Here is a 22,852-nt window from a genome sequence, read left to right as displayed (position 1 = left end):
ACCGAGCTTCGCCGGACGACCGGGTCCGGGGCAGTGGTCGCAGGGCAGGGACCACCCCTTACTTTCGGCAGGGTTCGTGCGGCGGTGCGGCGCCGGGGCGGGCAGAATGCGGCCATGACGGCAAGCGGCCCCACCCGGCGGAGCCGGGTCGCCCCGGTGGACCTGGTCATGCTCGTGCTGGCGATCACCTCGGTCGGCTTGCTGGTCTACGTGATGTTCTGGCCGCATTCGGCCCGGACCGCGCACACCGTCTTCGTGATCGACACCTGCATCTGCGGGGTGTTCCTGCTCGAATTCCTCTGGCGGTGGCGCCGGGCGGGCTGGGAGCGCTGGTTCCCGCTGCGCAACTGGTACGAGGTGCTGGGCATGATCCCGGTCGCGCACCCGGCGCTGCGCGGGTTCCGGCTGCTGCGGATCGTCGTGGTGCTGGTGCGGCTGGCGCGGACCGCCGACCGCGCGTTCGGCGAGAAGTTCACCCAGCGCCTGGTGGAACGGCTGTCGCGGCCGATCGTGCTGGCGATCAAGAAACCGATCACCATCGCCGTGCTGGACGAGGTGGTCAAGGTGCTGGAAACCGGGAACTACCCGCAGAACCTGGCCCGCTCGCTCGGCGACAACCGGGAACTGCTGCGGCAGATCGTCACCGAGAAGATGAAGCAGGACCCGCAGGCCGGCCGGTTCTCGAAGCTGCCGTTCCACGACGAGATCGTGCGCACGGTGGTGGACACGGTCATGCGGGTCACCCTCGAAGTGCTCACCGATCCGCGCATCGACGACTTCTTCGCGCACGTGGTCCGGGAGAACCGCGAGCAGATCCGGCGGGCGGTGCAGATGGGCCTGCACGAAGAGGGCGGCGACGACGAGGAACTGGCGAAGGAGCTACCCGCGCCACCGCAGGGACTGCACGAGCGGCTCTAACGCGGTTTGACCCGCCGGGTCGGTGCCGCGGTCATCGGGTCCTCCGGCCAGGGGTGCCGCGGGTAGCGTCCGCGCAGTTCGGCTCGCACGGCGGGGTAACCGTTGCGCCAGAACGATTCCAGGTCGGCGGTCACGGCTGCCGGGCGCCCGGCGGGGGAGAGCAGGTGCAGCACCACCGGTACCCCGGCCAGTTCCGGCGTCTCCCGCCAGCCGAAGGTTTCCTGCAGCTTGACCGCGAGCACCGGTTCGTCGCGGTAGTCGACGCGGATCTTCGAACCGGACGGCACTTCGAGCCGGTCCGGCGCCAGTTCGTCCAGCTTGGCGGCTTCCGGCCACGGCAGCAGCGCTCGCAGCGCGGTACCGGCGTCGACCTTGGCCAGGTCGGCGCGCTTCCGCACCTTCGAAAGGTCCACATTGGACAGGATGGCTCCGTCGGTGGGGTCCGGCCACGGCGTGCCGACGGCCCGGTGCAGGAAGGCCAGCCGCTGCCGCAACCGGGTGGCGTCCTCGGACCACTTGAGCAGGCCGAGCCCCTCCCGCCGCAGCCCGTCCAGCACGGCGGCCGCCACCAGCGCCGGATCGGGGTCGCGCAGCGGCCGTTCGCCGAGCACGATCGCGCCGAGCCGGCGGACCCGGCGGGCGAGCAGTTCGCCGTCGGCCCAGCGCACCTCGTCGGCTTCGGTGAGCAGGTGCGCCCCCGCGGTCTCGGCCAGTTCGGCGTCGGCGCGGGCGGCGAGCCGGACGGTGCCGTTGGTGCGCCCGGGGTCCCTGGTCGCTTCGCCGATCGCCAGCCACTCGGCGTCGGTGAGCCCGCTGCCGGGGGCGAGTTCGGCGGCGGTGCCGCCGGCCATCAGGTAGACCGGCGATCCGGCGGCTCGCCGCCGCGCCAGGCGTTCGGGGTGGGCGAGCGCGACGACCAGCGCGGAGTCCGGCTGCTCCCGGCCGCCGTCGACCAGCTTCGCCAGCCGTTGCGCTTCGCGGCGCCAGCGCTGGTCACCGGTGTCCCGCAGGCGGCGCAGTTCGGCGTCCACGTCGGTCAGCGCGGCCCCGTTGTCCAGCAGGGCGACCACCTCGGCCGCCGAGCGCGCGCCGACCTCCCGCGCCCCGTCCAGCAACGCCCTGGCCAGCCGGGGGTGCAGGCCGAGCGCGGCCATCCGGCGCCCGCGTTCGGTGACCTCGCCGGACTCCTCGGTGGCGCCGAGTGCCCGCAGCACCGCCTGCCCGGCGGCGAGCGCCCCCGCGCCCGGCGGGTCCCACCAGGTCAGGCCGCTGCCGTCCGGGGTGGACCAGCAGGCCAGTTCGAGGGCGAGCCGGGCCAGTTCGGCGGTGCGGATCTCCGGTTCCGGATACGCGGGCAGCGACGCCTGCTCGTGCCGGGCCCAGCAGCGGTACACGCGTCCCGGCGCCTCACGCCCGGCGCGACCGGCCCGCTGCTCGGCGACCGCGGCCGACACCCGCACGGTCGCCAGCCCGGGCAGGCCGCGGCGGTGGTCCACCCGCGGCACCCTGGCCAGGCCGGAGTCGACCACGATCCGCACGCCCGGCACGGTCAGGCTCGATTCCGCGACCGCCGTGGCCAGCACCACCCGGCGGCGGTCACCCCGGCGCAACGCGGCGTCCTGCTGGGCGGTGGAGAGGCGGCCGTGCAGCGGGAACACGTCGACCCCGGAGAGCAGCTTCGACACCCGTGCGATCTCGGCCGCCCCGGGCAGGAAGGCCAGCACGTCGCCGTCCGCTTCGGACAGTGCCTTGTGGATGGTCCGGGCGACGAGGGCTTCGACGCGCTCGTTGCGCGACGGCGGTTCGTAGTGGTGCTCGACGGGGAACGTCCTGGCGTGCGCGGTGAGCACCGGCCCGCCGAGCAGCGTGGCCAGGCGGTCGGCGGCGACGGTGGCCGACGTGGCGAGCAGGCGCAGGTCGTCACGCAGCCCGGCGCGGACGTCCAGCAGCAGCGCGAGCAGCAGGTCGGCGTCGAGGTGGCGTTCGTGGCACTCGTCCAGCAGCACGGTCGACACCCCCGGCAGTTCCGGGTCGTGCTGGAGGCGGCGCACCAGCAGGCCCGAGGTGACCACCTCGATCCGGGTGCGCTCCGACACCCGGCGATCACCGCGCACCGAGTACCCGACCGTCTCCCCGACCGGCTCGCCGAGCAGCGACGCCATCCGGGCGGCCGCGGCCCGCGCGGCCAGCCGCCGCGGTTCGGCCACCACCACCCGGCCACCGGTGCGCTCGGCCAGCGACGGCGGCACCAGCGTGGTCTTGCCGGTACCCGGCGGGGCCACCAGCACGGCGGTGCCGTGGGCGGCCAGTGCGTCACCGAGGTCACCGAGAACGGCGGTGACCGGGAGTTCGGCCGTCACCGCTCGGTGACCTGGGGCGGGGTGGGCAGCGGGTAACCGGACGGCCCGATGTTGGCGTGGAACGACCGCGTCCACTCGCCGGTGTCGATCATCTTGCGGATCGCGTCGTTGACCGCCCGCTGCGCGTCGGTGTCACCCTTGCGCAGGCCGATGCCGTAGTGCTCCGGCACGAACTGCTTGCCGACCACCCGCAGCAGCTCGGGTTGCTGCGCGGCGTACCCGGCCAGGATCACCGCGTCCGTGGTCACCGCGTCCACCTGCCCGGACAGCAGCGCGGTGATGCACTCGGGGTACCGCGGGTACTCGACCAGTTCGGCCCGCTGGGCGAAGCGGTCGCGCACCTGCTCGGCGGAGGTGGTGTTCGTGGTCGAGCACAGCCGCTTGCCGTTCAGCGACTCCGGCCCGGTGATGTCCGTGGTCTGCGTGCGGACCAGCAGGTCCTGCCCGGTGGAGAAGTACGGGCCGGCGAAGGTCACCGCCTGGCGGCGCTTCTCGGTGATCGAGTAGGTGGCCACCACCAGGTCCACCGAGGTCGACGCCAGGTCCGCCTCCCTGGACGAGGTCGCCGTCTCCCGCCAGGTGATGTCGCCGGGGGCCACGCCCAGCTCCTTCGCCACGAAGGTGGCCACGTCCACGTCGAAGCCGACCAGCCGCCCGTCGAGCGTGCGCTGCGAGATGCCGGGCTGGTCGAAGCGGGTGCCGATGGTCAGGTGGCCGCGGGCGGCGGCGCGCTTGACCAGCGAATCGGCGTCGGTGGCGGTGGGGGTGCAGGCGCCGGTGTTGATCATGGTCAGGCCGAGTGCGGCCAGCGTGGCGAGTGCCCGCCTGGCGCGCATCGGCGTCCCTCCTGACCTCACGGCTTTCTCAGGTCGTCTGATTAGCCTAGGGCTCGGGGCACACGGGCTGGAAAGGAACTGGGCAAGTGGGTGGAGCGGAGCGCACCGCGCGCAAGCGGCGGCAGGAGCAGCAGCGGCAGCAGGCGGCCGAGCCGGCGCCCGCGGCGCGGGGCGTGGACAAGCGGACCGTCGGCGTGGTCGTCGCCGTGGTGCTGGTCGCGGCGGCCGTGGTCGGCGGCATCGTCTGGTACCAGTCCGACAAGAACAAGACCGAGGGGCAGACGATCGCGGCGGTCGCGCAGGGTGCCCCGGCGTGGCCGGAGCGGCGGGACGGCCTCGTGGTGGTCTCCGGCAGGCCGGAGGCCACCGCCACGCTCGACGTCTACGCCGACTTCCTCTGCCCGGCCTGCGGTCAGTTCCACCAGCGGTTCGGCGGGCAGCTCGAGGAGCAGGTGGCGGCGGGCAAGCTGGTGCTGCGCACGCACATGGTCCCGATGCTGAACTCGCGGAGCGACCCGGAGGGCTACTCGCTGGACTCGGCGAACGCGGCCCTGTGCGCGGCCGACGCCGGGGTGTTCACCCCGTTCCACGACAGCCTGTTCGCCGCGCAGCCGGAGGAGGGCAAGCGCGGCTGGGACAAGGGGCAGCTCACCGCGCTGGGGCAGGCCGTCGGCATCGCCTCACCGGCCTTCTCCGCCTGCGTCGAGGGCGGTACCTACCACCAGCAACTGGACGCCGAACTGAAGCGGGTCACCGAGGACCCCGCGTTGCACCAGGAGTTCCCGGACGGCAACAAGGGCTTCGGCACGCCGACCGTCGTGGCCGGCGGCAAGCCGGTCGACACCACCGACCCGGAATGGCTGACCAAGCTGGTTTCCGGGGCACCCGCCGCGTGAGGTGATTCCGCCCCGTCGGGCGATCCGGTTGGTCTAGGCTGAGCGCGGAGTGCTCGTGGGGAACCGTTCCGTGCTGGACGGCGTCGCACTCCCGGGTACGAGGAGGGCATCCGTGAACGGCACACCACACCAGGGTTTCTACGTCGGCGAAGGCGCCTACGAGAACTACGCGCGCCAGATCGATCCGGCGGGGGAGGACATCCGCGGCGCGGGGTCGAAGCACCTCGACCCGCACGCGGACGTCGACGGCGACGGGTTCTCGGCGCTGGGCCAGGAGACCGGGTTCTCCGGCGCCTACGCGAGCCGGATGCGCGGCATGCAGGAGCGCGTCGCGCGGCTGGGCGGGCAGTGGCAGCAGATGGGTGACGCGGCGCGGCAGACCGCGGTCAACTACCAGGTGGTCGAGGGCGACCAGGGGGACATCATGAAGACGATCGGCAAGGACCTGCCGTGACCTACGAAACCGAGCAGGTCCTGCGCACCGGCCTGGACACCAACCAGCAGTTCGAGCAGAAGATGGTGCGCAACAGCGCCGGCATCAGCGCCGCCCAGGACGGCCAGGTGGCCCTGCGCACCTCGCTGGACGGCGTGCGCGGCAACGTCTCGGCCCAGCGCGCCAACCTCGCCGCGAACAGCTCGGGCACGGCCACCGACACCGCCACCGAGACCTCGGTGAACCTGGAGAAGGAGGTCGACGACCTCCTCCAGGAGAGCGCCGAGATCGAGAAGGCGGTCGCCGAGGCGGCGGAGATCCTCGACGTCGCCGACATCCAGAACAAGCAGCTGCGCGAAGAGATCATCAAGGTGATCAACGACGCGATGAAGAAGATCGCGATCGAGCGCGCCCGGCCCAACGGCGAGGGCAACGCCGCCGCGGCCGACATCATGAAGAAGATGATCGCCGAGGTCGACCGCCTCAACGGTGAATCGGCGACGGTGGCGGCCAACGCCGAGGGCCAGCTCACCCAGACCGCGACCAAGCTCGCCCCCGCGCCCGCCACCTCCTCCGGGGACAACGGCGGCGGGCAGACCCAGGTGGGCAGCTCGTTCAACGCCCAGGGCAGCCGCCGCGGTGGTGGCGGCGGTGGCCGGGGCGGCGGCGGTGGTGGCGGCGGGGGCGGCGCGGTCAGCAAGCCGCGCCTGCCGGTGGCCATCCCGCCACAGCCGGGCACCGGTGTCGCGGTCAACCTGCCCGACGGCAGCACGGTGCAGGCGCCCAACGAGACCGCCGCCAAGGCGGTCCGCGCGGCGCTGTCGAACCTGGGCGTGCCGTACGTGTGGGGCGGCACCACGCCGGGCGTCGGGCTGGACTGCAGCGGGCTGACCATGACCTCCTACGGCGAGGCCGGGCTGGAGATCCCGCGGATCGCCAAGACGCAGACCGTGGGCGCCGAGGTGCCCTCGATCGACCAGCTGCTGCCGGGTGACCTGGTGGTCTGGTCGGGGCACGTGGCGATGGTGATCGGCAACGGGCAGATGATCGAAGCCGGCGACCCGGTGCAGACCGGCCCGATCCGGACCACCAACGCCGGGCAGTCGTTCATCGGCTTCTACCGCCCGACCGGCTAATCTGCACGGCGAGACGTTGGGGAGGCCGCGAGTGGCGGAGTTCGACATCAGCCGGGAAGCCGACCGGCTGGCGCAGGAGATGGACCGGGCGGGCGAGCGGGCGCGGGCGCAGTTCGAGCGCAGCGGGCCGATCACCGGCCGGGCCAGGAGCGGCGACGGCGCGATCGGCGTCGAGGTGCTGCCGGGCGGCAAGCTGAAGAGCGTCAAGCTGACGCCGTACGCGCTGCGCAGCGCACCCGAGGTGCTCGCGCGGCAGATCGTCGAGCTGTCGGACCAGGCCACCCGGCGGGCCGGCGACCGGATGTACCAGACGCTGGCACCCGCGCTCGGTGACGGCCAGGTCCGCTCGATGGGCTACGAGCCCCTCCCCGACGACGAAGACGGTTACGGAAGGTGAGCGGTCCGATGGAGCAGGTGCCGATCACGCAGACCACGCGGCAGCTGATCGAGCAGACCCGCGCCAGGTCCGAGGCGCTTTCGCAGGTCGAGGGCATGATGGCCCGGGCGAAGGGCACCGCGCACGACCTGGACAACACCGTCGAGGTGACCGTCGACGCCCACGGGAAGCTGCTGAACCTGTGGCTCGCGCCGTCGGTGGGCAACCTGAACGCCGACCGGCTGGGCGCGCTGATCGTCGAGGTGGCCGAGGTGGCCCAGCGGGAGGCCGTGCAGGACAGCTACAACAAGGTGGCCCTGCTGCTCGGCGAGGACGTGACCGCGATGATCGAGCAGATCTCCGGCCTCCCCGCCCCGGCCCGCGCGGCGAACGACGACAACGGCCTGACCGTCGAAGAGTTCCAGCGCCGCCGCGAACAGCGCCTGGCCCGGGAGTCCGCCACCCACCCCGCCCCGGAGGAGGACGACCTGTACTCCTTCGACCCGGCCTCCCTGCGCTCGGACCGATAGGCACCCCCCTGCGAAGCACCATTCGGGGGTCATGTACCTTATAGGCATACGAGATGCGGAGTTCACCTTCGCTCCGGGGCTATGGCGCAGCTGGTAGCGCACCTCACTGGCAGTGAGGGGGTCAGGGGTTCGAGTCCCCTTAGCTCCACATCGTAAAGAACCCCTTCGATCGAGTCGTTTAGGCTGGTCGGAGGGGTTTTTCGTGTGCGTTGGCTGATCATGGGTGATCGTTCCGGGGTGCTTGGCGGTGACCCTGGTGGGGCAGTTCTGGGGCACTGATCCGGGCGGCCTTCGGCGCCCGGTTCGTGTCGCTGCTGGTCGGGGTGGTGTGTGGTGGCCGACCCCCGCTGTGGCGAAGAGGGGGACGACCGCCGCGAGTGCCACGTCGGGCTCGGGCGGTGAGGGTGGCGCTGGTGGGGTGGGTTGGAGGGCTTGCCAGCGTTGTTCGAGGTCGGTTAGCAGGCGTTGTTCGACTTCGGGTGCGACGTGGGAGTAGGTCTCGATGACGCGGTTGTCGAGGTGGTGGCCGAGTCGGCGTGCTTGGGCGATTTCGGGTGCGCCGCCGGCGATGAGCCAGGTTTTGTGGCTGTGGCGCAGGCCGTGGAAGGTCAGGCCCGGCCGGATGGGGTGGCAGCGGACCGCGGGGTTGGCGGTGTCGGTGTTGCCGTCGGCCGCGGGGCGCAGAATGCGGCGGATGAAGGTGGAGCGCCACAGCCAGGTTCCGCTGGGCGTGGTGAAGACGAACTCGTAGGGATGTTGCGCGAGGTGCTCCCGCAGTAGTTCGACCAGGAACGGTGGCAGCGTGATTGTGCGAGCGGAAGCGCGGGTCTTGGGTGGGCCCAGCCAGCGGGTGCTGGCGGACTCGTGCAGTGTTCCGAACTCGGGGTCGATGGTCAGCGTGCCGTGTTCCAGGTTGATGTTGTCGCGGTGGAGTCCGGCGAGTTCGCCCCAGCGGCAGCCGGTCCAGGCGGCGGTGATGATCAGCAGGCGGGTGATGGGGCCGCCCAGCAGCGCTGCTTGATCGGCGATGCGCAGCACTGGATCCGGCAGGGCCCAGATCCGTTCGGGGGTGATCCGCCGGGAGCGGCGGCCGCGGCGGCGTCGGCGTCGGCGTCGGCGTCGGTCAGGATCATGGACAGCAGGTTGATCTGGCTCGACACGGTGGCGGGTGCGTAGCCGGCTTGGTTGAGTTCTCTGGTCCATTCGGTGATGTCGAGGGTGGTGATGGTGCCCAGCGCGGTGGCGCCGAAGCGGGGCAGGATGTGGCAGCGCAGGCGGCAGCGGTAGCTCTCGATGGCGCGCGACCCACTCGGTGACGGTGGTCGCGCTATCAGCCGGGTCGATCCACACTTTCCGGCGCTGATCGGTCTCCAGATCCTCGGCGTAGGCCTCGGCGTCGCGCCGGGAGCGAAAGCCCGACACCGAATCCACCGTGCCGTGTCGCCGGTAGCGCACCCGCCACGACCGCTGCCCGCTCTGCTCCACCCAAGCCATGGCTTGCTTCCGCACACTCGAGAACGAGAAGAAGTGTGCGCCTCCCCGGCGTCCGCAGGTCCGGGGACAAGCCGACAGCGAGCGTGCGCACGTTCGCGTGCCTACGGCGTTGCCGGACTACGTGGAAGAACTCGCGCAGCTTGCCGTTCTGGTACCTACCAGTCACAGCAACGCCACGCTGGCTTCAGCGCCGTGCACCCTGCAGGCACCCGTTGATCTCGGCCGAACCTGGCGATGCGTCTTCCAGCCGAACTTCCGCCTCCACCGAAACAGGTTGAGTCGTGACGCACGACACAGCGCCGCTGGATCGAGCTAACGCCGCATCGGTGGGTGGCGATCGATCAGCGACAGTGAGGGGACACGTGATGCGTTGGGTGCGTTGGGGTTGCGTGGCGGTTGTCCTGGCGGCTTCGGCGTGTGGTGGCGCCCCCGAAGCAGCGCCGCCGGTGGAGCCGCTGTCAATCGTACCAACGACTTCTGCTCCGTCTGAGCCAGAGCGCGTGGTGATCATGGTGGAGTTGTCGACGCATGACATCTCGCTCGGGGTGAACTTCGACGATTCGAAGTGCCTGTGGCGGCAGACCGAGTGGACCATCCGCGACGGCGCGGGCGCGGTCATGGCGACGGGCAAGCTCGAGTCTGGGGAGGGTCTCGTCAGGTTCTTGGAGCCGCTCTACGAGTGCGCGTGGCGGATGCCTCGTATCGAGGTGGCGCCTGTTGAGTCCTATCAGCTTGAGGTGACCACCGAGACGATCGGTGGCAGGAAGCGCACGGCGTTGGAGACGTTCTCCCGCGCGGACACCGTCAGGCCGATCTACCTGCACTACCCCCGTCCCTGACCCTGGGCCATCGTTGGTTCACTCCAATGGAGCCTTACCGACGAAACGGCCGTACCAGTAATTTTTGACCCGGGGTTCGCCAGTGCCACGACGCAAATTCACGAGGGGGTTGACGCGGGCACTTTCTGCTGTTGGTAAATCGGCTGATCAGAGTAATGTCGCCGTGCTTCGGTTGTGCCCTCGTCAGGTCGTGCGTGGCTGGTCTGCGGATATAGCGTCATGTCTGGGTGATGGTGCGCCCGTGTGGTGTGCTCAAGAGGGGGAATGTCATGGTGTTGCCTCAGGCGAGGCTGCGCTGGGCCGGTGTGGCCGTGGCGCTGATCGCTTCGTTATTTTCCAACGGGACAGCAATTGCTGACGAAATTGGAGCGGTGTCGCCGGAAATTGCGTCGGCACTGGCCAAGGCGAAATCGAGCGGGCAGGAAGTGCCGGTCGCGTCGGAGACCACGGAGTATGCCGAGGTGGTCGCCGGTCCGGACGGGGCGTTGGTGTCGCGGCAGAGCCTGGAGCCACAGCGGGTGCGCCGGGGTGACGCGTGGGTGCCCGTGGATCTGACGTTGGAGAAGCGGTCGGATGGCACGGTCGGGCCGAAGGCCGGGTTCGTGGATGTGCGTTTTTCCGGCGGTGGCACGAGTGAGCAGCCACTGGCGTCGGTGGTGCGCGATGGCCGTGAGGTGGGCATCGGGTGGCCCGGAGCGTTGCCTGCGCCGGTGCTCGATGGTGCGGTGGCGACGTATCCGGAGACGTTGCCCGGCATCGATCTGGTGCTGACGGCCAAGGCGACCGGGTACAGCCAGGTGCTGGTGGTGAAGAACGCCGAGGCCGCGCAGGATCCGCGATTGAAGGAGATCGCGTTTCCCAATCACGCGGTGGGGGTGACGCCGCGGTTGACTGCGGCTGGTGGCATCGAAGCCGTTGACCACACCGGTGTGGCGCACTTCCTTGGTGATGCCTCGAAGATGTGGGACTCGCGCGGCTCCGGCCAGCAGCGAGCCGCAGCGACTGCGGAGACCCCCGCGACGGCGACGATGGATGTCGACGTGACCGACTCGGCTGTGGTTGTGCGCCCGGACCAGGAGTTCCTCACCGATCCCGCGCGGGTGTACCCGGTGTTCATCGACCCGGAGTACTGGTGGGCCGGCGCCAAGCAGAATCACGTCGTGGTGCAGAGCGGAGACTTCGCCAACGCCCGCAACTTCAACCGGACCGACGGTGACCTCGCCGACCTCAAAGCCGGGTACCAGAATGGCTACCTGTCGCGGTCGTACTTCAACTTCGACGTGTCGGCCATGCGCGGCAAGGTGATCCACCGCGCGGCGGTGCGCACCCGGGTCATCCACTCCTGGTCGTGCAACGGCGGCCCGACGGAGCTGAACCTGGCGGGCGGGATCGGCCCGGACACAACTTGGAACAACCAACCGTGGGTGGCGGGCCACTACGGCGATATCAGCCGGTCCAACCACGCCGCGTACTGCCCGAGCGACGGTTGGTCCGACGCGCCCATCACCGACCTGATGAAGGCGGCGGCGAACGAGCAGTGGACCAACATGGTTTTCCGGCTCAAAGCGCGCAGCGAGGGATCGACCTCGGATTGGCGTCGGTTCGACCTGAACCCGGTGCTGGAGGTCGTCTACAACAGCCTGCCCGACAAGCCGGGTCAACTGGGCATGGAGAACGGCCAGATCCCCTGCGCCAGCGGGGAGAACCGGCCGTACGTCTTCACCCCGACACCCCGCCTCAGAGGCAAGCTGACCGACCCGGACGCTGGCATGCTCCAAGCGAAATTCAGCCTGCACAAGGGTCCGGTCGGGGCAAGCACCGAGATTTGGACGGGTACGACCGGCAACATCCCGTCCGGCTCGTTCGCCGAGGTCACGGTTCCCGCGGGTCTGGTGACCGAGGAGGGCGTCTACAACTGGTCGATGTCGGCCAGCGACGGCGGAAGCCCGTCGTCGTGGGTGGGCAGTTGCGAGTTCGCGGTCGACAAAACGGTTCCCGGCCAACCGGGAGTGACCTCCGCCGACTACCCGGCCGGGGGAAGCCCCGCCGGGGGTCTCGGTCAGACCGGGACCTTCACCTTCACCGCCAACGGAACCGCTGACGTGCGGCACTACCTGTGGTCGGTCAGCGAGCAGGAGCACGACGACCCGAAGACGCGGGCCGAGGCCGACGGGCTCGGTGGTCCGGCGGTGATCCGGTGGACACCGGTCAGCGAGGGCCTGCAGACAATGTTCGTACGGGCGGTCGACCGCGCCGGCAACCTGTCCGAGGTCGTGGAGTACCGGCTCAACGTGCGCCAAGGCGATCCGCTGCTCGGGAACCTGGCCGGGCATTGGAAGCTCAACAGCAATGCCGACGACAGCAGCGGCAACAACCGGCACCTGGCGGGGACGAGCGGAACCACCACGGGCTACGACGGGCAGGCGGTGACCCTGGACGGCCTCACCCAGCGGCTGTCCCGGCCGGGTCCGGTGGTGGACACCTCGAAGAGCTTCTCCGTCGCGGCGTGGGCGAAGCTGGACAAGATCGGTGGCTGGCCGACGCTCCTGTCCCAGGACGGTGTGACGACCAGCGGGTTCCAGCTCCAGGCCACCCACGACGGGCGGTGGGGCGCGGCGATGTTCAGCCAGGACGTCAACGGCGGCGGGACCCATGCCCGCGCCGTCGCGACCACTCCGGTGCAGGTGGGGGTGTGGACGCACCTCATCGCTGCCTACGACCACGGTTCGGGCAAGCTGCGCCTCTACGTCAACGGTGCACTCGCCGCTGAAGTCGCCCACAACAGCAGCTGGTCGGCTGGTGGCGATTTCCAGGTCGGCGCCTCGCAGTGGAACGGCGGCCGGGTCGACTTCTTCCCCGGCGCGCTGGACGAAGTGCGCGCGTACCAACGGGTGATCGTGCCGTCCGAGGCCGCTTTGCTGGCCAATCAGGCCGTGCTTCGGGCGCACTACCCGCTGTCTGAAGGCAGCGGTTCGACCTCGGCCGACCTGGTGTCGGGGGCGCAGGCCCAGTTCGGCGGTACGGCCGCGTGGTCACCGGGCGAGTACACCGGCGCGAAGTTCACCGGCCTGGACGGTGCGGGATTCGGCGTGGTCACCGCGCCCCGTCCGACCGTGCGTACTGATCGTTCGTACACGGTGTCGGCGTGGGTGTATCTGGACGAGACCAATCTGGGTACCCGCACCGCGGTGTCCTTCGGCGGCGAGAAGTATTCGCCCTTCATGCTGCAGTACCGGCCGGAATTGAAGCGCTGGAACTTCCTGGTGGCCCTGAGCCCGACGGCGGAAGGCGGTTGGTGGATTCCCGCCGCCGGTGAGGTCGCCACGGGTCGCTGGGTGCACTTGACCGGGGTCTACGACCTCGCCGCTGCCGAGGCGCGCGTGTACGTCGACGGGATGTACTCGGGCCGGGTCACCGGGGTCACCGGGTGGAACGGAACCGGGGACCTGCTCATCGGTGCCGGTCGCTGGAACGGCAAGGACGCCGATCCCTGGCAGGGCTCGGTGCGTGGCGTCCGGTTGTACTCCGGTGTGCTCTCCGACCAGCAGATCGGGCAGTTGCCCGCTGCCGACCTCTGACGCTGCTCCCTTCTCTTCACCGGGTTCGGAAGGAACTACCGTGACCGCCAGACCTGTCCTGCGCACGCTCGCGCTGTTCGTCGGCTTGGCCGTGGGAAGCACCACCGTGGTCGCCACCGCTCAACCGCCGGATCCCGTCCACACCAACCTGCCCGCGTTGCAGCAGGAGACTTCGGTGCCTGGGCACGACGTGCCGGTGGCGCCGTTGCCCGCGAACCCGGTCGACTCGGTCGCAGTCACCGAGCTACCGGGTGCGCAGTGGCCTGCTGCCGCGACGGCACAGGTGTCGCTGGCGGCACCGGCAGCCCAGCGCAGCGCTGAGGCGGAGGAGGACTACCGCCCGGCAGGTGATCTGCCGGTTTCCGTGGCGGCGACAAATGCGGGAATGGCAGCTCGCTCCGCGGAACCCGGGCAGGTCGAGGTGCGCACGTTCGACCAGGACGCGGCCACGCGCGCTGGTGTGGACGGGGTACTGGTCAGCGTCGCGGACCGCGGCGGGGCCGCGGGTACCGAGGTGTCGGTGCGGGTGGACTACAGCAAGTTCGCCCACGCCTACGGCGGCGACTACGGGTCGCGTCTTCGGCTGCTGCGCATGCCGTCCTGTGTGCTGACCACCCCGGAGAAGCCGGAGTGCCGTGACGGGGAACTCGTGCGGACCGACAACCGCGCGTCCGAACAGGACGTCACCGGCGAGGTCACCGTGCCCGCGGGCCCGGAGCCCGCCGTGTTCGCGGTGCAGGCCGCGCCCAGCGGTGCGGGCGGTTCCTTCGGGGCCACCGACCTGAGCCCGGCGGGCAGCTGGTCCGCGGGCAGCTCGAGCGGTGACTTCACCTACTCGGTTCCCCTGCGCGTGCCACCGCCGTCCGCCGGCGTGGCACCGAAGCTGGGACTCGGGTACTCGTCGGGCTCGGTCGACGGGCGCACCAGCGCGACCAACAACCAGGCGTCGATCGTGGGTGATGGCTGGGAGCTGAGCACCGGCGGGTTCATCGAGCGCCAGTACAAGCCGTGCTCGGAGGACCTGGGCGGCAACAACCAGCAGCGCAAGACCGGAGACCTGTGCTGGGCCACCGACAACGCCGTGCTCAGCCTCAACGGTGTGTCCGCGGAACTGGTCAAGGACTCGAAGACCGGATTCTGGCGGCCCAAGAACGACGACGGCTCCCGCATCGAGCGCCTCACCGGGGCGGTCAACGGTGACAAGGACGGTGAGCACTGGAAGGTCACCGCCGCTGACGGCACCCAGTACTTCCTCGGCCTGAACCGGCTACCGGGCTGGAAGGAAGGCAATCCGGTCACCAACTCCGCCTACACCGTGCCGGTGTTCGGCAACCACGCCAACGAACCGTGCAACGCGACCGCGTTCGGGGATTCTTGGTGCCAGCAGGGTTATCGCTGGAACCTCGACTACGTCGTCGACACCAACGGCAACGCCACCACCTACTACTACGACGTCGGAACCAACCACTACGGCCGGGACGAAGCCGGGGACAAGCAGACCCCGTACATCGCGGGTGGGCAGGTTCGCCGGATCGAGTACGGTCTGCGGTCGAACGCGTTGTTCGCTCCGGCGCCGGCGCGCGTGTGGTTCGACACCGTCGAGCGCTGTCTGCCGACCGCCACCTTCGCCTGCAACGCCGACCAGCTGAACAAGGACACGGCAAAATCGTGGCCCGACGTTCCGTTCGACGCGATCTGCAAGCCGGGGGACAAATGTGACAACAAGAACTCCCCGGCGTTCTTCACCCGCAAACGGCTGGTCAAGGTGCTCACCCAGGTCCGTCGCGCCGACGTGGCGGACGTGCAGTGGCGTGATGTCGACTCCTGGACGCTGCGGCACCAGTTCCCGGCCACCGGGGACGGCCTCTCGCCGGCGCTGTGGCTGACCAGCGTCCAGCACACCGGGCACGTCGGCGGCACGGCCAGCACGCCGGAAATGGTGTTCCACGGCCAAGCGCTGCCCAACCGGGTCGACACCAATTCCGACAACCGCCCGCCGATCACCCGCCACCGCGTGCAGCGCGTGGTCGGCGAAGCCGGTGGCGTGGTCGAGGTCAAGTACTCCGACCCGCAGTGCGTCGCGGGCACGAACATGCCCGCCAACGCCGAGCACAACACCATGCGCTGCTTCCCGACCTGGTGGGTGCCCGAGTTCGGCTACGAACGCGAACTCGGCTGGTTCCACAAGTACCGGGTCGACGCGGTCTCCCAGGACTCCCGCACCACCGGCCCGTCGATCCAGAAGACCTACTACGAATACTCGGACAAAGCGGCCTGGCACTTCGACGAGGCCAAGTTCACCGAGATGAAGTACCGCACGTGGTCGCAGTGGCGTGGCTACGAGCTGGTCCGCACCATCGTCGGCGAGCCGGGTACCACGCAGTCGGTCACCGAGGAACGCTTCCTGCGGGGCATGGACGGCGACCGGTTGCCGAACGGCGGCAAGCGCTCGGTGCAGGTCACCGACTCCGAAGGCGGCAAGGTCACCGACTCGGAGCAACTCGCCGGGTACTCCTGGGAGAGCTTGCAGTACGACGGCACCAAGCTCGTGTCGGCCTCGGTCAAGGACCCGTGGCTCCACGGCCCGACCGCGACCGAGGGCGACAGCCAGGCGTTCATGAGCAACACCGCCTCCGTCCGCGGCCGCACCCTGCTCGGGGACGGAACCTGGCGCCGCACCCAGGTCAACAACAGGTTCGACGCCCACGGCAACATCGACCAGGTCGAGGACCTCGGCGACACCGGCAAGCCCGGCGACGAAACCTGCGCCCGGACCACCTACGCCTACAACACCACCGCCGGCATCCTCAACCGGCAGGCCGCGGTGCGCACCATCGGCCAGCCCTGCTCGGCCTACCCGGGCGAGGCGCAGCACCTGATCTCCGACGTGCGCACCTCCTACGACGACCTGCCGCACGGCAGTCCGCCGACCAAGGGCAACGTGTCGCTGACCGAACGCTGGACCGGCACCGCGTACCAGGTCAACCAGCGCACCACCTACGACGACCTCGGCCGCCCGACCAAGGTCGTCAACGCCGAAAACCACGAGGTCACCACCAGTTACGCCCCGGGTCCGGAGTTCCTGGTGAGCACGATCACCAAAACCGACCCGCTCAAGCACACCGCCGTCACCACCCTGGAACCCGCATCGGGACAGGTCGTCTCCGAGGTCGGGATGAGCGGCGAACGCGCCGACGTGGTCTACGACCCGCTCGGCCGCGTGTCCAAGATGTGGAAACCCGGCCGCAAGAAAGACCACCAGAGCCCCAACGGCGAATTCGAGTACGAGTACCGCACGGACGGTCCCACCGTGGTGACCACGCGGGCGCTGCGCGAGGGCGGCCAGTACAACACCAGCTACACCCTGTTCGACGGCCTGTTGCGCGAGCGCCAGCAGCAGATTCCCGCGGTGAAGAGCGGCCGGGTGATCAGCGATTTCTTCTTCGACTCCCGCGGCCTGCAATACAAGGTCAACGGCGCTTACTTCAACGATCTCGCGCCGAGCAAGGCCCTGCACGGGGCGCTCGACAACGCCGTACCCAACCAGACCATCAACGAGTTCGACGCCCTGCAACGCGAAACCGCGGTCGTCTACCGCCACAAGGGTGTCGAAAAGTGGCGCACCAGCTCCTCCTACGGCGGTGACCGCACCACCGTGGTCCCACCGCGGGGCGGCACCACGACCACGGTGATCAAGGACGTCCAGGGCCGGATCGTGGAACGCCGCCAGCACCACACCGCGGATCCGGCCAGCGCCTTCGACACCACCCGCTACGCGTTCAACAGCCGCGGCCAGCAGGAGTCGATGACCGGGCCCGATGGTGCGGTCTGGCGCTACGACTACGACGAACTCGGCCGCAAGAAGGCCGACCACGACCCCGACAGCGGCACGAGCACCTACACCTACGACTCCCTCGACCGCCTGGTGACCAGCACCGACGCCCGCGGCCACGTCCAGCGCACCGAGTACGACCCCCTCGGCCGCAAGACCGCCGAGTTCCAGCGTCCCGGCGCTGACCAGCCGGAGGTCAAATCTGCCAGCTGGTCCTACGACTGGCTCAAGAAGGGACTGCTCGACTCGTCCACCCGCTGGGTCAACGGCCAGCCCTACACCAAGAAGGTCAACAGCTACGACGACGCACTGCGTCCCACCTCGACCAGCATCATCATCCCCGAGTCCGAAGGGAACGAGCTCAAGGGGGACTACAAGTTCCACTCCGTGTTCAACTTGGACACCGGCGCGCTGATGAACGAAACCCACCCCGCCGCGGGCGGCCTGAACCAGGAGACCATCCAGCACCGCTACAACACCGTCGGCCTGCCCACCACCACCTTCGGCATCGGCACCTACGTTTCCGACCACCTCTACACCCAGTACGGCGAAACCCTGCGCCTGACCTTGGGGTCCGGGTCCAAGACCGTCACCTCGTCGATGTCCTACGAGGAAGGCACCCGCCGCCTGCAGGGGGTCGAGGTGCAGCGCAACACCGCGAACTCCTACCTGGCCAACCGCACCTACGGCTACGACCCGGCCGGGAACATCACCAAGATCGACGACGCCCCGCCCGGCTCGGCGCGTGACGTGCAGTGCTTCTCCTACGACTACCTGCAGCGCATGACCCAGGCGTTCACCCCGGCCAGCGGCAACTGCGAACAGCAGCCCACCGTCGCCGGACTCGGGGGAGCAGCCCCGTACTGGAACGAGTACAAGTACGACACCAGCGGCAACCGCACCGAAGACGTCCAGCACCGCGCCGACGGTGACGTCACCCGCACCTACGACTACGGCGCCGAGGACGGCAGCCAGCCGCACACCCTGCGCTCGGTCACCCAGGTCGGCCCCAACGGCACCGCCAAGGACGAGTTCGGCTACGACGCCGCCGGGAACCAGACCCTGCGCAACGTCGCCGGCTCGCCGCAGACGATGGAGTTCGACACCAGCGGCCGCAACACCAAGGTCACCGAGCACGACGGCCGCACCTACGACTACCTCTACGACGCCGACGGCAACCGCCTGATCAAGCGCACCGCCCAGACCACCACGCTCTACCTCGGTGGCATGGAGCTGCGCCTGGACAACACCACCAAGGCCGTCACCGCCAGCCGCTACTACAACCACGGCGGCTCGGCGGTGGCGGTCCGGACCTCAGGTCCGCAAGGGAAGCTGTCCTACCTGCTCGGCGACCACCAGGGCACCGCCGGCATGAGCGTGGACTCCGAAACGCTCGAGGTCACCACCCGCCGCCAGGACCCCTTCGGCAACGAGCGCGGGGAGCAACCGCAGACCTGGCCCGACGACAAGGGCTTCGTGGGCGGCACCAAGGACGAAAGCGGCCTGACCCACCTCGGCGCCCGCGAGTACGACCCGAAGAACGGTCGGTTCACCTCCGTGGACCCCGTCCTCGACCAGGACGACCCGCAGCAGATGAACGGCTACGCCTACGCCAACAACTCACCGGTCACCAACTCCGACCCCAGTGGTCTGTACTGGAAGACTGTCAAGACCACCAAACTGGTCATGAAGACCTTCGCCTTCAAGGTGATGTGGTGGCTGTCCGGGGCGATGCCGTTCTTCAAGTTCGTCCTCATCGCGTACTGGGTGGTGCAGGTATTCGTCTACCGCGTGTGGATCGAACCACCCTGGAAGGGACGGGCTTCACAACAGGTCAGCGATGAAGATGCCGCCCGTGAAGCAGGTCTCAGCCTCGCCGAATACGAAGAAGCCAAACGAGCCGCCGCCGACCAGCGCAGCTGGGTCCAAGTCGCCATCGAACACGGCGGCGAGGTCGTCCAGGAGATCATCGGCGCCAAGGGTGTCATCGACAACTGCTTCAACAACTTCAACGCCGTCCAATGCGGCATTGAGATCTTCTCTGCTCTGCCCTGGGGTAAGGTCCTGAAGATCGGTAAGATCGTCGGCAAAATCATCGAAGCCTTCGAAAAAACCGTTAGTTGGATCCGCCGAAGGGACAAGGCGGCAGAGCAGCTGCGCAAGGTCAATGAGGCAAGGGAGCGCCTGCTGGCGAAAGCGCAAAGAAGTAATATGCAGCAACCGGAAGGCTGCGACAACAGCTTTCTTCCAGGAACGCTGGTTGTGGCGAGCGATGGCGAGCATGTTCCTATCGAAAATGTCCGGGTTGGCGATTATCTGCTTGCTTCTGCTCCTGGGAATGACCGGGCGAATGCGCAAAAGGTCGCTGGGACGATCGTCGGCCGGGGATACAAGGAATTTGTTGATATTGAACTTGGAGTGGATGGTGTCGGAATTGGCGGGAAAATTTCTGCCACAGCAAACCATCCATTCTGGGCTTCAAATAGGGGAGAGTGGGTTGAGGCGGGCGATCTGCGCCTGGGAGATTTGCTGGTAAGTGTTTCCGGGGAAGAGCGTGTAATTCAAGAGTTGCGAAAGTGGAGCGGCTGGAAGCAAGTATTCAATCTAAATGTTTCGCTGAGTCACACCTATTTTGTTGCTCCCGGGCAAGGCGTGGATGCGGTTCTTACGCATAACTGCAACAAGAATCAAGGCGTGTACGTCTTTCTTGATCAGAAGAGTGGTAAGACTTATGTGGGGCAGACAAATGATATCGACAGGCGGCTAAGTGAACACTCTCGCAACGGTCGGCGAGCCCGAGATGGGCACGTTATCTGCATCCATGTTTGTGGCGGAAAGCATGCTCGAGAAGCGGTGGAAGCCGATGTCATCGATCTCCTTGGCGGGAAAGGGGAACTCGCCAATAGTGTAAACTCGCCGGGTAGGCTGCGGCGATAGATGACCGAGAGGGATTTTTGTTGATGTCGATCGAGCAGGCGTTGATTGTAACTTACGGCCTGTCTGGTGCCGGTCTTCCGAGTGAGGACTATCAGCGACGAGTTGCCCTACTTGAGGACAAGATCGAAGAACTCATTGAGAAACACGCGCTTGGGGAGCTTGACGGTCACGAATATGGAGACGGGCAGGTTGTGCTGTATCTCTACAGTTCGGATGCCCGTCGACTATTTGGTGAAATTGAACACCTGCTGCGTGATTTTGGCCGCGGCTCTGGTCGTGCGGTAATTCGTCTGGGCGGTCCGGAGAATGGAACTCCTGAAGAAGTAGTAGAGGTTTGATAAATGCGTAGCTTCCGGACGGCGGCTACCGCAGGCACGCCGCCACCTCTGGCGGTCCACTGCGTGTGCCGGGTGGCTTCGTGTCGCCACACACCCCGGGGTGTGTGTAGCCTGCGCCCATCGCGTCGGACTCGGCCAGGTTGCGGTCCTCGGAGCGCTGGAGGCGGCTCCGCAGCGGGTTGGTCAATTTGCCGGCGCTGGGACGATGCGAACCCTCGCAGCGTCCACTCCACCGCCATGAGACGTCGGCGGTTGGGCGCTCGCGATCGAGCAGTCATGCCAGGCTCTGGTTAGGCGGCATCGCGACCGCGGGACGGTGCCCGAGTGCTCGGTGGCCACGGGAGCAGTGATCTCACCTCGTCTGAGCGGGCCAGCAGGTCCGCCTCCACGATCACGTCCGCCTGGGCACTTGCGCGGTACCCGGCATGGCGGGTGTCGAACCGGGGCAGCGTCACCATGGGGCGGCAGCGTGACGCCGACGCGGGCCTGTGGCAGGCCGCGCGGCTGACCGCGGGGCGGTTCGACCGGATCCGCTCGGGCAATTGCGTTTTCACCTCGGCCGACTGGGACTCCTACCTTGCTACGAACACATTCCCGCCCGACGAGCGACTCCGAGGCGACCTCTGCTAAACGCAGGTCGGATCACGACACTCACACGCCACCCATCCCCGCAGCTGTGAATGATCGAAAATCTGCGGCGCTGGGCGGACCAGGCGTGCAGCGCGTTGCCGGAATTGGCTGCGGTGAGGAACGTTCTGGACGGGCAGCCGTCGTCGACCAAGTGAGAGCGGTCCGCCGCGGTTGCCTTTCGCCGGATGGATAGCCACCGCGTAAAGGTGTCGGCAAGGTCGCCAACGCCGTTGACCTCGGCAAGAGCGTCAGCAAGGGCGCTGACGCCGTTACCGCAGGTGCAAAGGCGGCGCCCCGCCTCCCAAAGTTCCTGAGTCAGGCGGCGCCAAGCTCGGTGGCTCTTCATGTGTAAGCAACAGCTTCGCTGCGGGCACCTTAGTCCTCATGGCAGACGGCACCGCCGCGCCATCGAGCAGGTCAAGCCCGGGGAGGTAGTGCATGCTTCCGATCCCAGTACAGGCAAGTCTGGGCCACGAGTGGTTGACGCGACTATCGTAGGCACGGGAGTCAAGGAACTGGTCGACATAGTCTGGCGGCATGTACAGGACTGCCTACCCCATCGTTGGCCCGAAGTAGAAGGTGGAAGACAATGAGTTTTCCGTCTCGTTTGACCGAGCTGTTTCGCCTGATGTTGCGAGCTACGGTATGGCGACTGACCCGGGTGTGGGTGAAAGTTACGAGAATCTCGTAATAGAGGCTTGTAGTCACCTTTCTGAAGCTCGAGGCGGAACGTTCTGTGTAAGTGGCTTCGGGGAGGATGCATGGCCGGTCGATGTCGCGTACGACCTGTCCGCATTCATGGAGCAGTTTCCGTCGATCCTGGCGGGAGTGCGTGAACGTCGGGAAGTTGAAGTGGATCTTTACTCTCAAGGTATCGAGAGGATGTTGACCTTCTTTCCTGGCGGAGAATTGGTTACGATTCGTTGTCAATTTCGCATTAGTTGGCACCCGATTCCGGATCGGGAGAGTATTGCGCAAGTTAATTTGGATGAAATGCTTTCAAAGTTGGCCTTCGATTTCGCTTCGGCATTAAATGAGGTCAATTCTGACTTGTCAAATATTTACCCGTTAAAAATTGGCTAGCAGGCCGGGTTTAGCGTGTCGGTTGTGCTGTCCGGGGAGAATGGCGGGTATTGGACGTGGACGGCAGCCTGTCCGCCGTACCGCGCCCCGGTTGGTATCGCTCGATCACCTGCGACCAGGTCGCGCACGTGGACGTGACTAAGTTGGAGTCAGGCCCCGTGAACGCGAAGCGCAGGTCGACCTGCGTTAGATGCCAAGTGTGCCAACGCGGCTGGCGGGTGCTTGGTCGAGCCGAGGTGGGGTCGGGGGTCGGGAAAGTGCTGATGCGTCGTCGCTAAGTCGAGTTGGTGACTGCGAAGACGGGGTCTGGGAGCAGGTTTGCGACAGGTGACGAGCGACGAGGCGTGGCGGAGTCGCCTGCGCATACTTCACACCAATTTCGCTGGAGCGAACCTGGAGCAAGGGTGCGCGTCCAGTCGCGTGCAACGGCACCAAGGTGCATCGAACGGTAGCGAACGGCCAGGGCATTCTCTGTTTGTGCTGGTAGAAGGCTTGCGTGATCCTCGCTGGCAGTGAGGGGGTCGGGGGTTCGAGTCCCCTTAGTGGTCCTAACAAAATGATCAATGTGGTGGTGTTGGCCGTGTCCGTTGTGGATCATGTTCGGTCGTGAGCAGGGGTGGGTCACCGCCGTGGATC

At 67.8% G+C, this 22,852-nt stretch carries 13 protein-coding genes, 1 tRNA gene and 1 pseudogene; 12 read left to right on the top strand and 3 right to left on the bottom strand.

The window, feature by feature from the left end; translation table 11 throughout:
- Positions 1-114 precede the first annotated feature (114 nt).
- Complete coding sequence (locus AC07EG_RS35680) at positions 115-918, top strand: ion transporter (RefSeq protein ID WP_478257676.1); 804 nt, start codon at positions 115-117, stop codon at positions 916-918.
- Here AC07EG_RS35680 and hrpB read toward each other — a convergent pair.
- Positions 915-3,278 (bottom strand): ATP-dependent helicase HrpB, encoded by a 2,364-nt coding sequence (gene hrpB / locus AC07EG_RS35675; RefSeq protein WP_478257675.1) that lies wholly within the window; start codon positions 3,276-3,278, stop codon positions 915-917. The two genes, AC07EG_RS35680 and hrpB, sit on opposite strands and share 4 nt — an antisense overlap.
- On the bottom strand, positions 3,275-4,114 hold the full coding sequence (locus AC07EG_RS35670) for a glutamate ABC transporter substrate-binding protein (RefSeq protein WP_478257674.1): 840 nt from the start codon (positions 4,112-4,114) through the stop codon (positions 3,275-3,277). The genes hrpB and AC07EG_RS35670 overlap by 4 nt, the downstream gene beginning before the upstream one ends.
- 86 nt (positions 4,115-4,200) lie before the next feature.
- On the opposite strand from AC07EG_RS35670, the gene AC07EG_RS35665 reads away from it, so the two are divergent.
- The 6 genes from AC07EG_RS35665 (at position 4,201) to AC07EG_RS35640 (ending at position 7,633) form a co-directional block, all read left to right on the top strand.
- Positions 4,201-5,010, top strand: a complete 810-nt coding sequence (locus AC07EG_RS35665; RefSeq protein ID WP_478257673.1) for a DsbA family protein — start codon at positions 4,201-4,203, stop codon at positions 5,008-5,010.
- Positions 5,011-5,122: 112 nt separating this feature from the next.
- Positions 5,123-5,464 carry a hypothetical protein gene (locus tag AC07EG_RS35660; RefSeq protein WP_478257672.1) on the top strand — a complete coding sequence of 114 codons (342 nt, stop codon included), beginning with the start codon at positions 5,123-5,125 and terminating at the stop codon, positions 5,462-5,464.
- Complete coding sequence (locus AC07EG_RS35655) at positions 5,461-6,579, top strand: NlpC/P60 family protein (protein WP_478257671.1); 1,119 nt, start codon at positions 5,461-5,463, stop codon at positions 6,577-6,579. Before AC07EG_RS35660 ends, AC07EG_RS35655 begins: the two co-directional genes overlap by 4 nt.
- Before the next feature lie 31 nt (positions 6,580-6,610).
- Positions 6,611-6,976: a YbaB/EbfC family nucleoid-associated protein gene (locus AC07EG_RS35650; protein WP_478257670.1), complete on the top strand. Its 366-nt coding sequence runs from the start codon at positions 6,611-6,613 to the stop codon at positions 6,974-6,976.
- A gap of 8 nt (positions 6,977-6,984) precedes the next feature.
- The gene (locus tag AC07EG_RS35645; protein WP_478257740.1) at positions 6,985-7,485 is read left to right on the top strand and encodes a YbaB/EbfC family nucleoid-associated protein; all 501 of its coding nucleotides are present in this window, start codon (positions 6,985-6,987) and stop codon (positions 7,483-7,485) included.
- A gap of 75 nt (positions 7,486-7,560) precedes the next feature.
- Positions 7,561-7,633: transfer RNA gene (locus AC07EG_RS35640), tRNA-Ala, on the top strand.
- Positions 7,634-8,022: 389 nt separating this feature from the next.
- Here the strand turns inward: AC07EG_RS35640 and AC07EG_RS35635 are convergent.
- Positions 8,023-8,688, bottom strand: a pseudogene (locus tag AC07EG_RS35635) (site-specific integrase); the annotation flags it as partial.
- A 791-nt stretch (positions 8,689-9,479) separates the two neighbouring features.
- Between AC07EG_RS35635 and AC07EG_RS35630 the strand changes: the two are divergent.
- The 5 genes from AC07EG_RS35630 to AC07EG_RS35610 all read left to right on the top strand — a co-directional run bounded on the left by AC07EG_RS35630 (position 9,480) and on the right by AC07EG_RS35610 (position 22,216).
- The gene (locus AC07EG_RS35630) at positions 9,480-9,818 is read left to right on the top strand and encodes a hypothetical protein (protein WP_478257669.1); all 339 of its coding nucleotides are present in this window, start codon (positions 9,480-9,482) and stop codon (positions 9,816-9,818) included.
- 311 nt (positions 9,819-10,129) lie between these two features.
- On the top strand, positions 10,130-13,396 hold the full coding sequence (locus tag AC07EG_RS35625) for a LamG-like jellyroll fold domain-containing protein (protein ID WP_478257668.1): 3,267 nt from the start codon (positions 10,130-10,132) through the stop codon (positions 13,394-13,396).
- A 40-nt stretch (positions 13,397-13,436) separates the two neighbouring features.
- Positions 13,437-20,165 (top strand): polymorphic toxin-type HINT domain-containing protein, encoded by a 6,729-nt coding sequence (locus AC07EG_RS35620; protein WP_478257667.1) that lies wholly within the window; start codon positions 13,437-13,439, stop codon positions 20,163-20,165.
- Positions 20,166-20,188: 23 nt separating this feature from the next.
- Complete coding sequence (locus AC07EG_RS35615; protein ID WP_478257666.1) at positions 20,189-20,503, top strand: hypothetical protein; 315 nt, start codon at positions 20,189-20,191, stop codon at positions 20,501-20,503.
- Positions 20,504-21,712: 1,209 nt separating this feature from the next.
- Complete coding sequence (locus AC07EG_RS35610; RefSeq protein ID WP_478257665.1) at positions 21,713-22,216, top strand: hypothetical protein; 504 nt, start codon at positions 21,713-21,715, stop codon at positions 22,214-22,216.
- The last annotated feature ends 636 nt before the right edge of the window (positions 22,217-22,852 follow it).

This window comes from Amycolatopsis sp. NPDC045836 (genome assembly GCF_056431745.1).
Note: the sequence above shows the minus strand (reverse complement) of the source record. Positions and strands in the feature narration are given on the sequence as shown.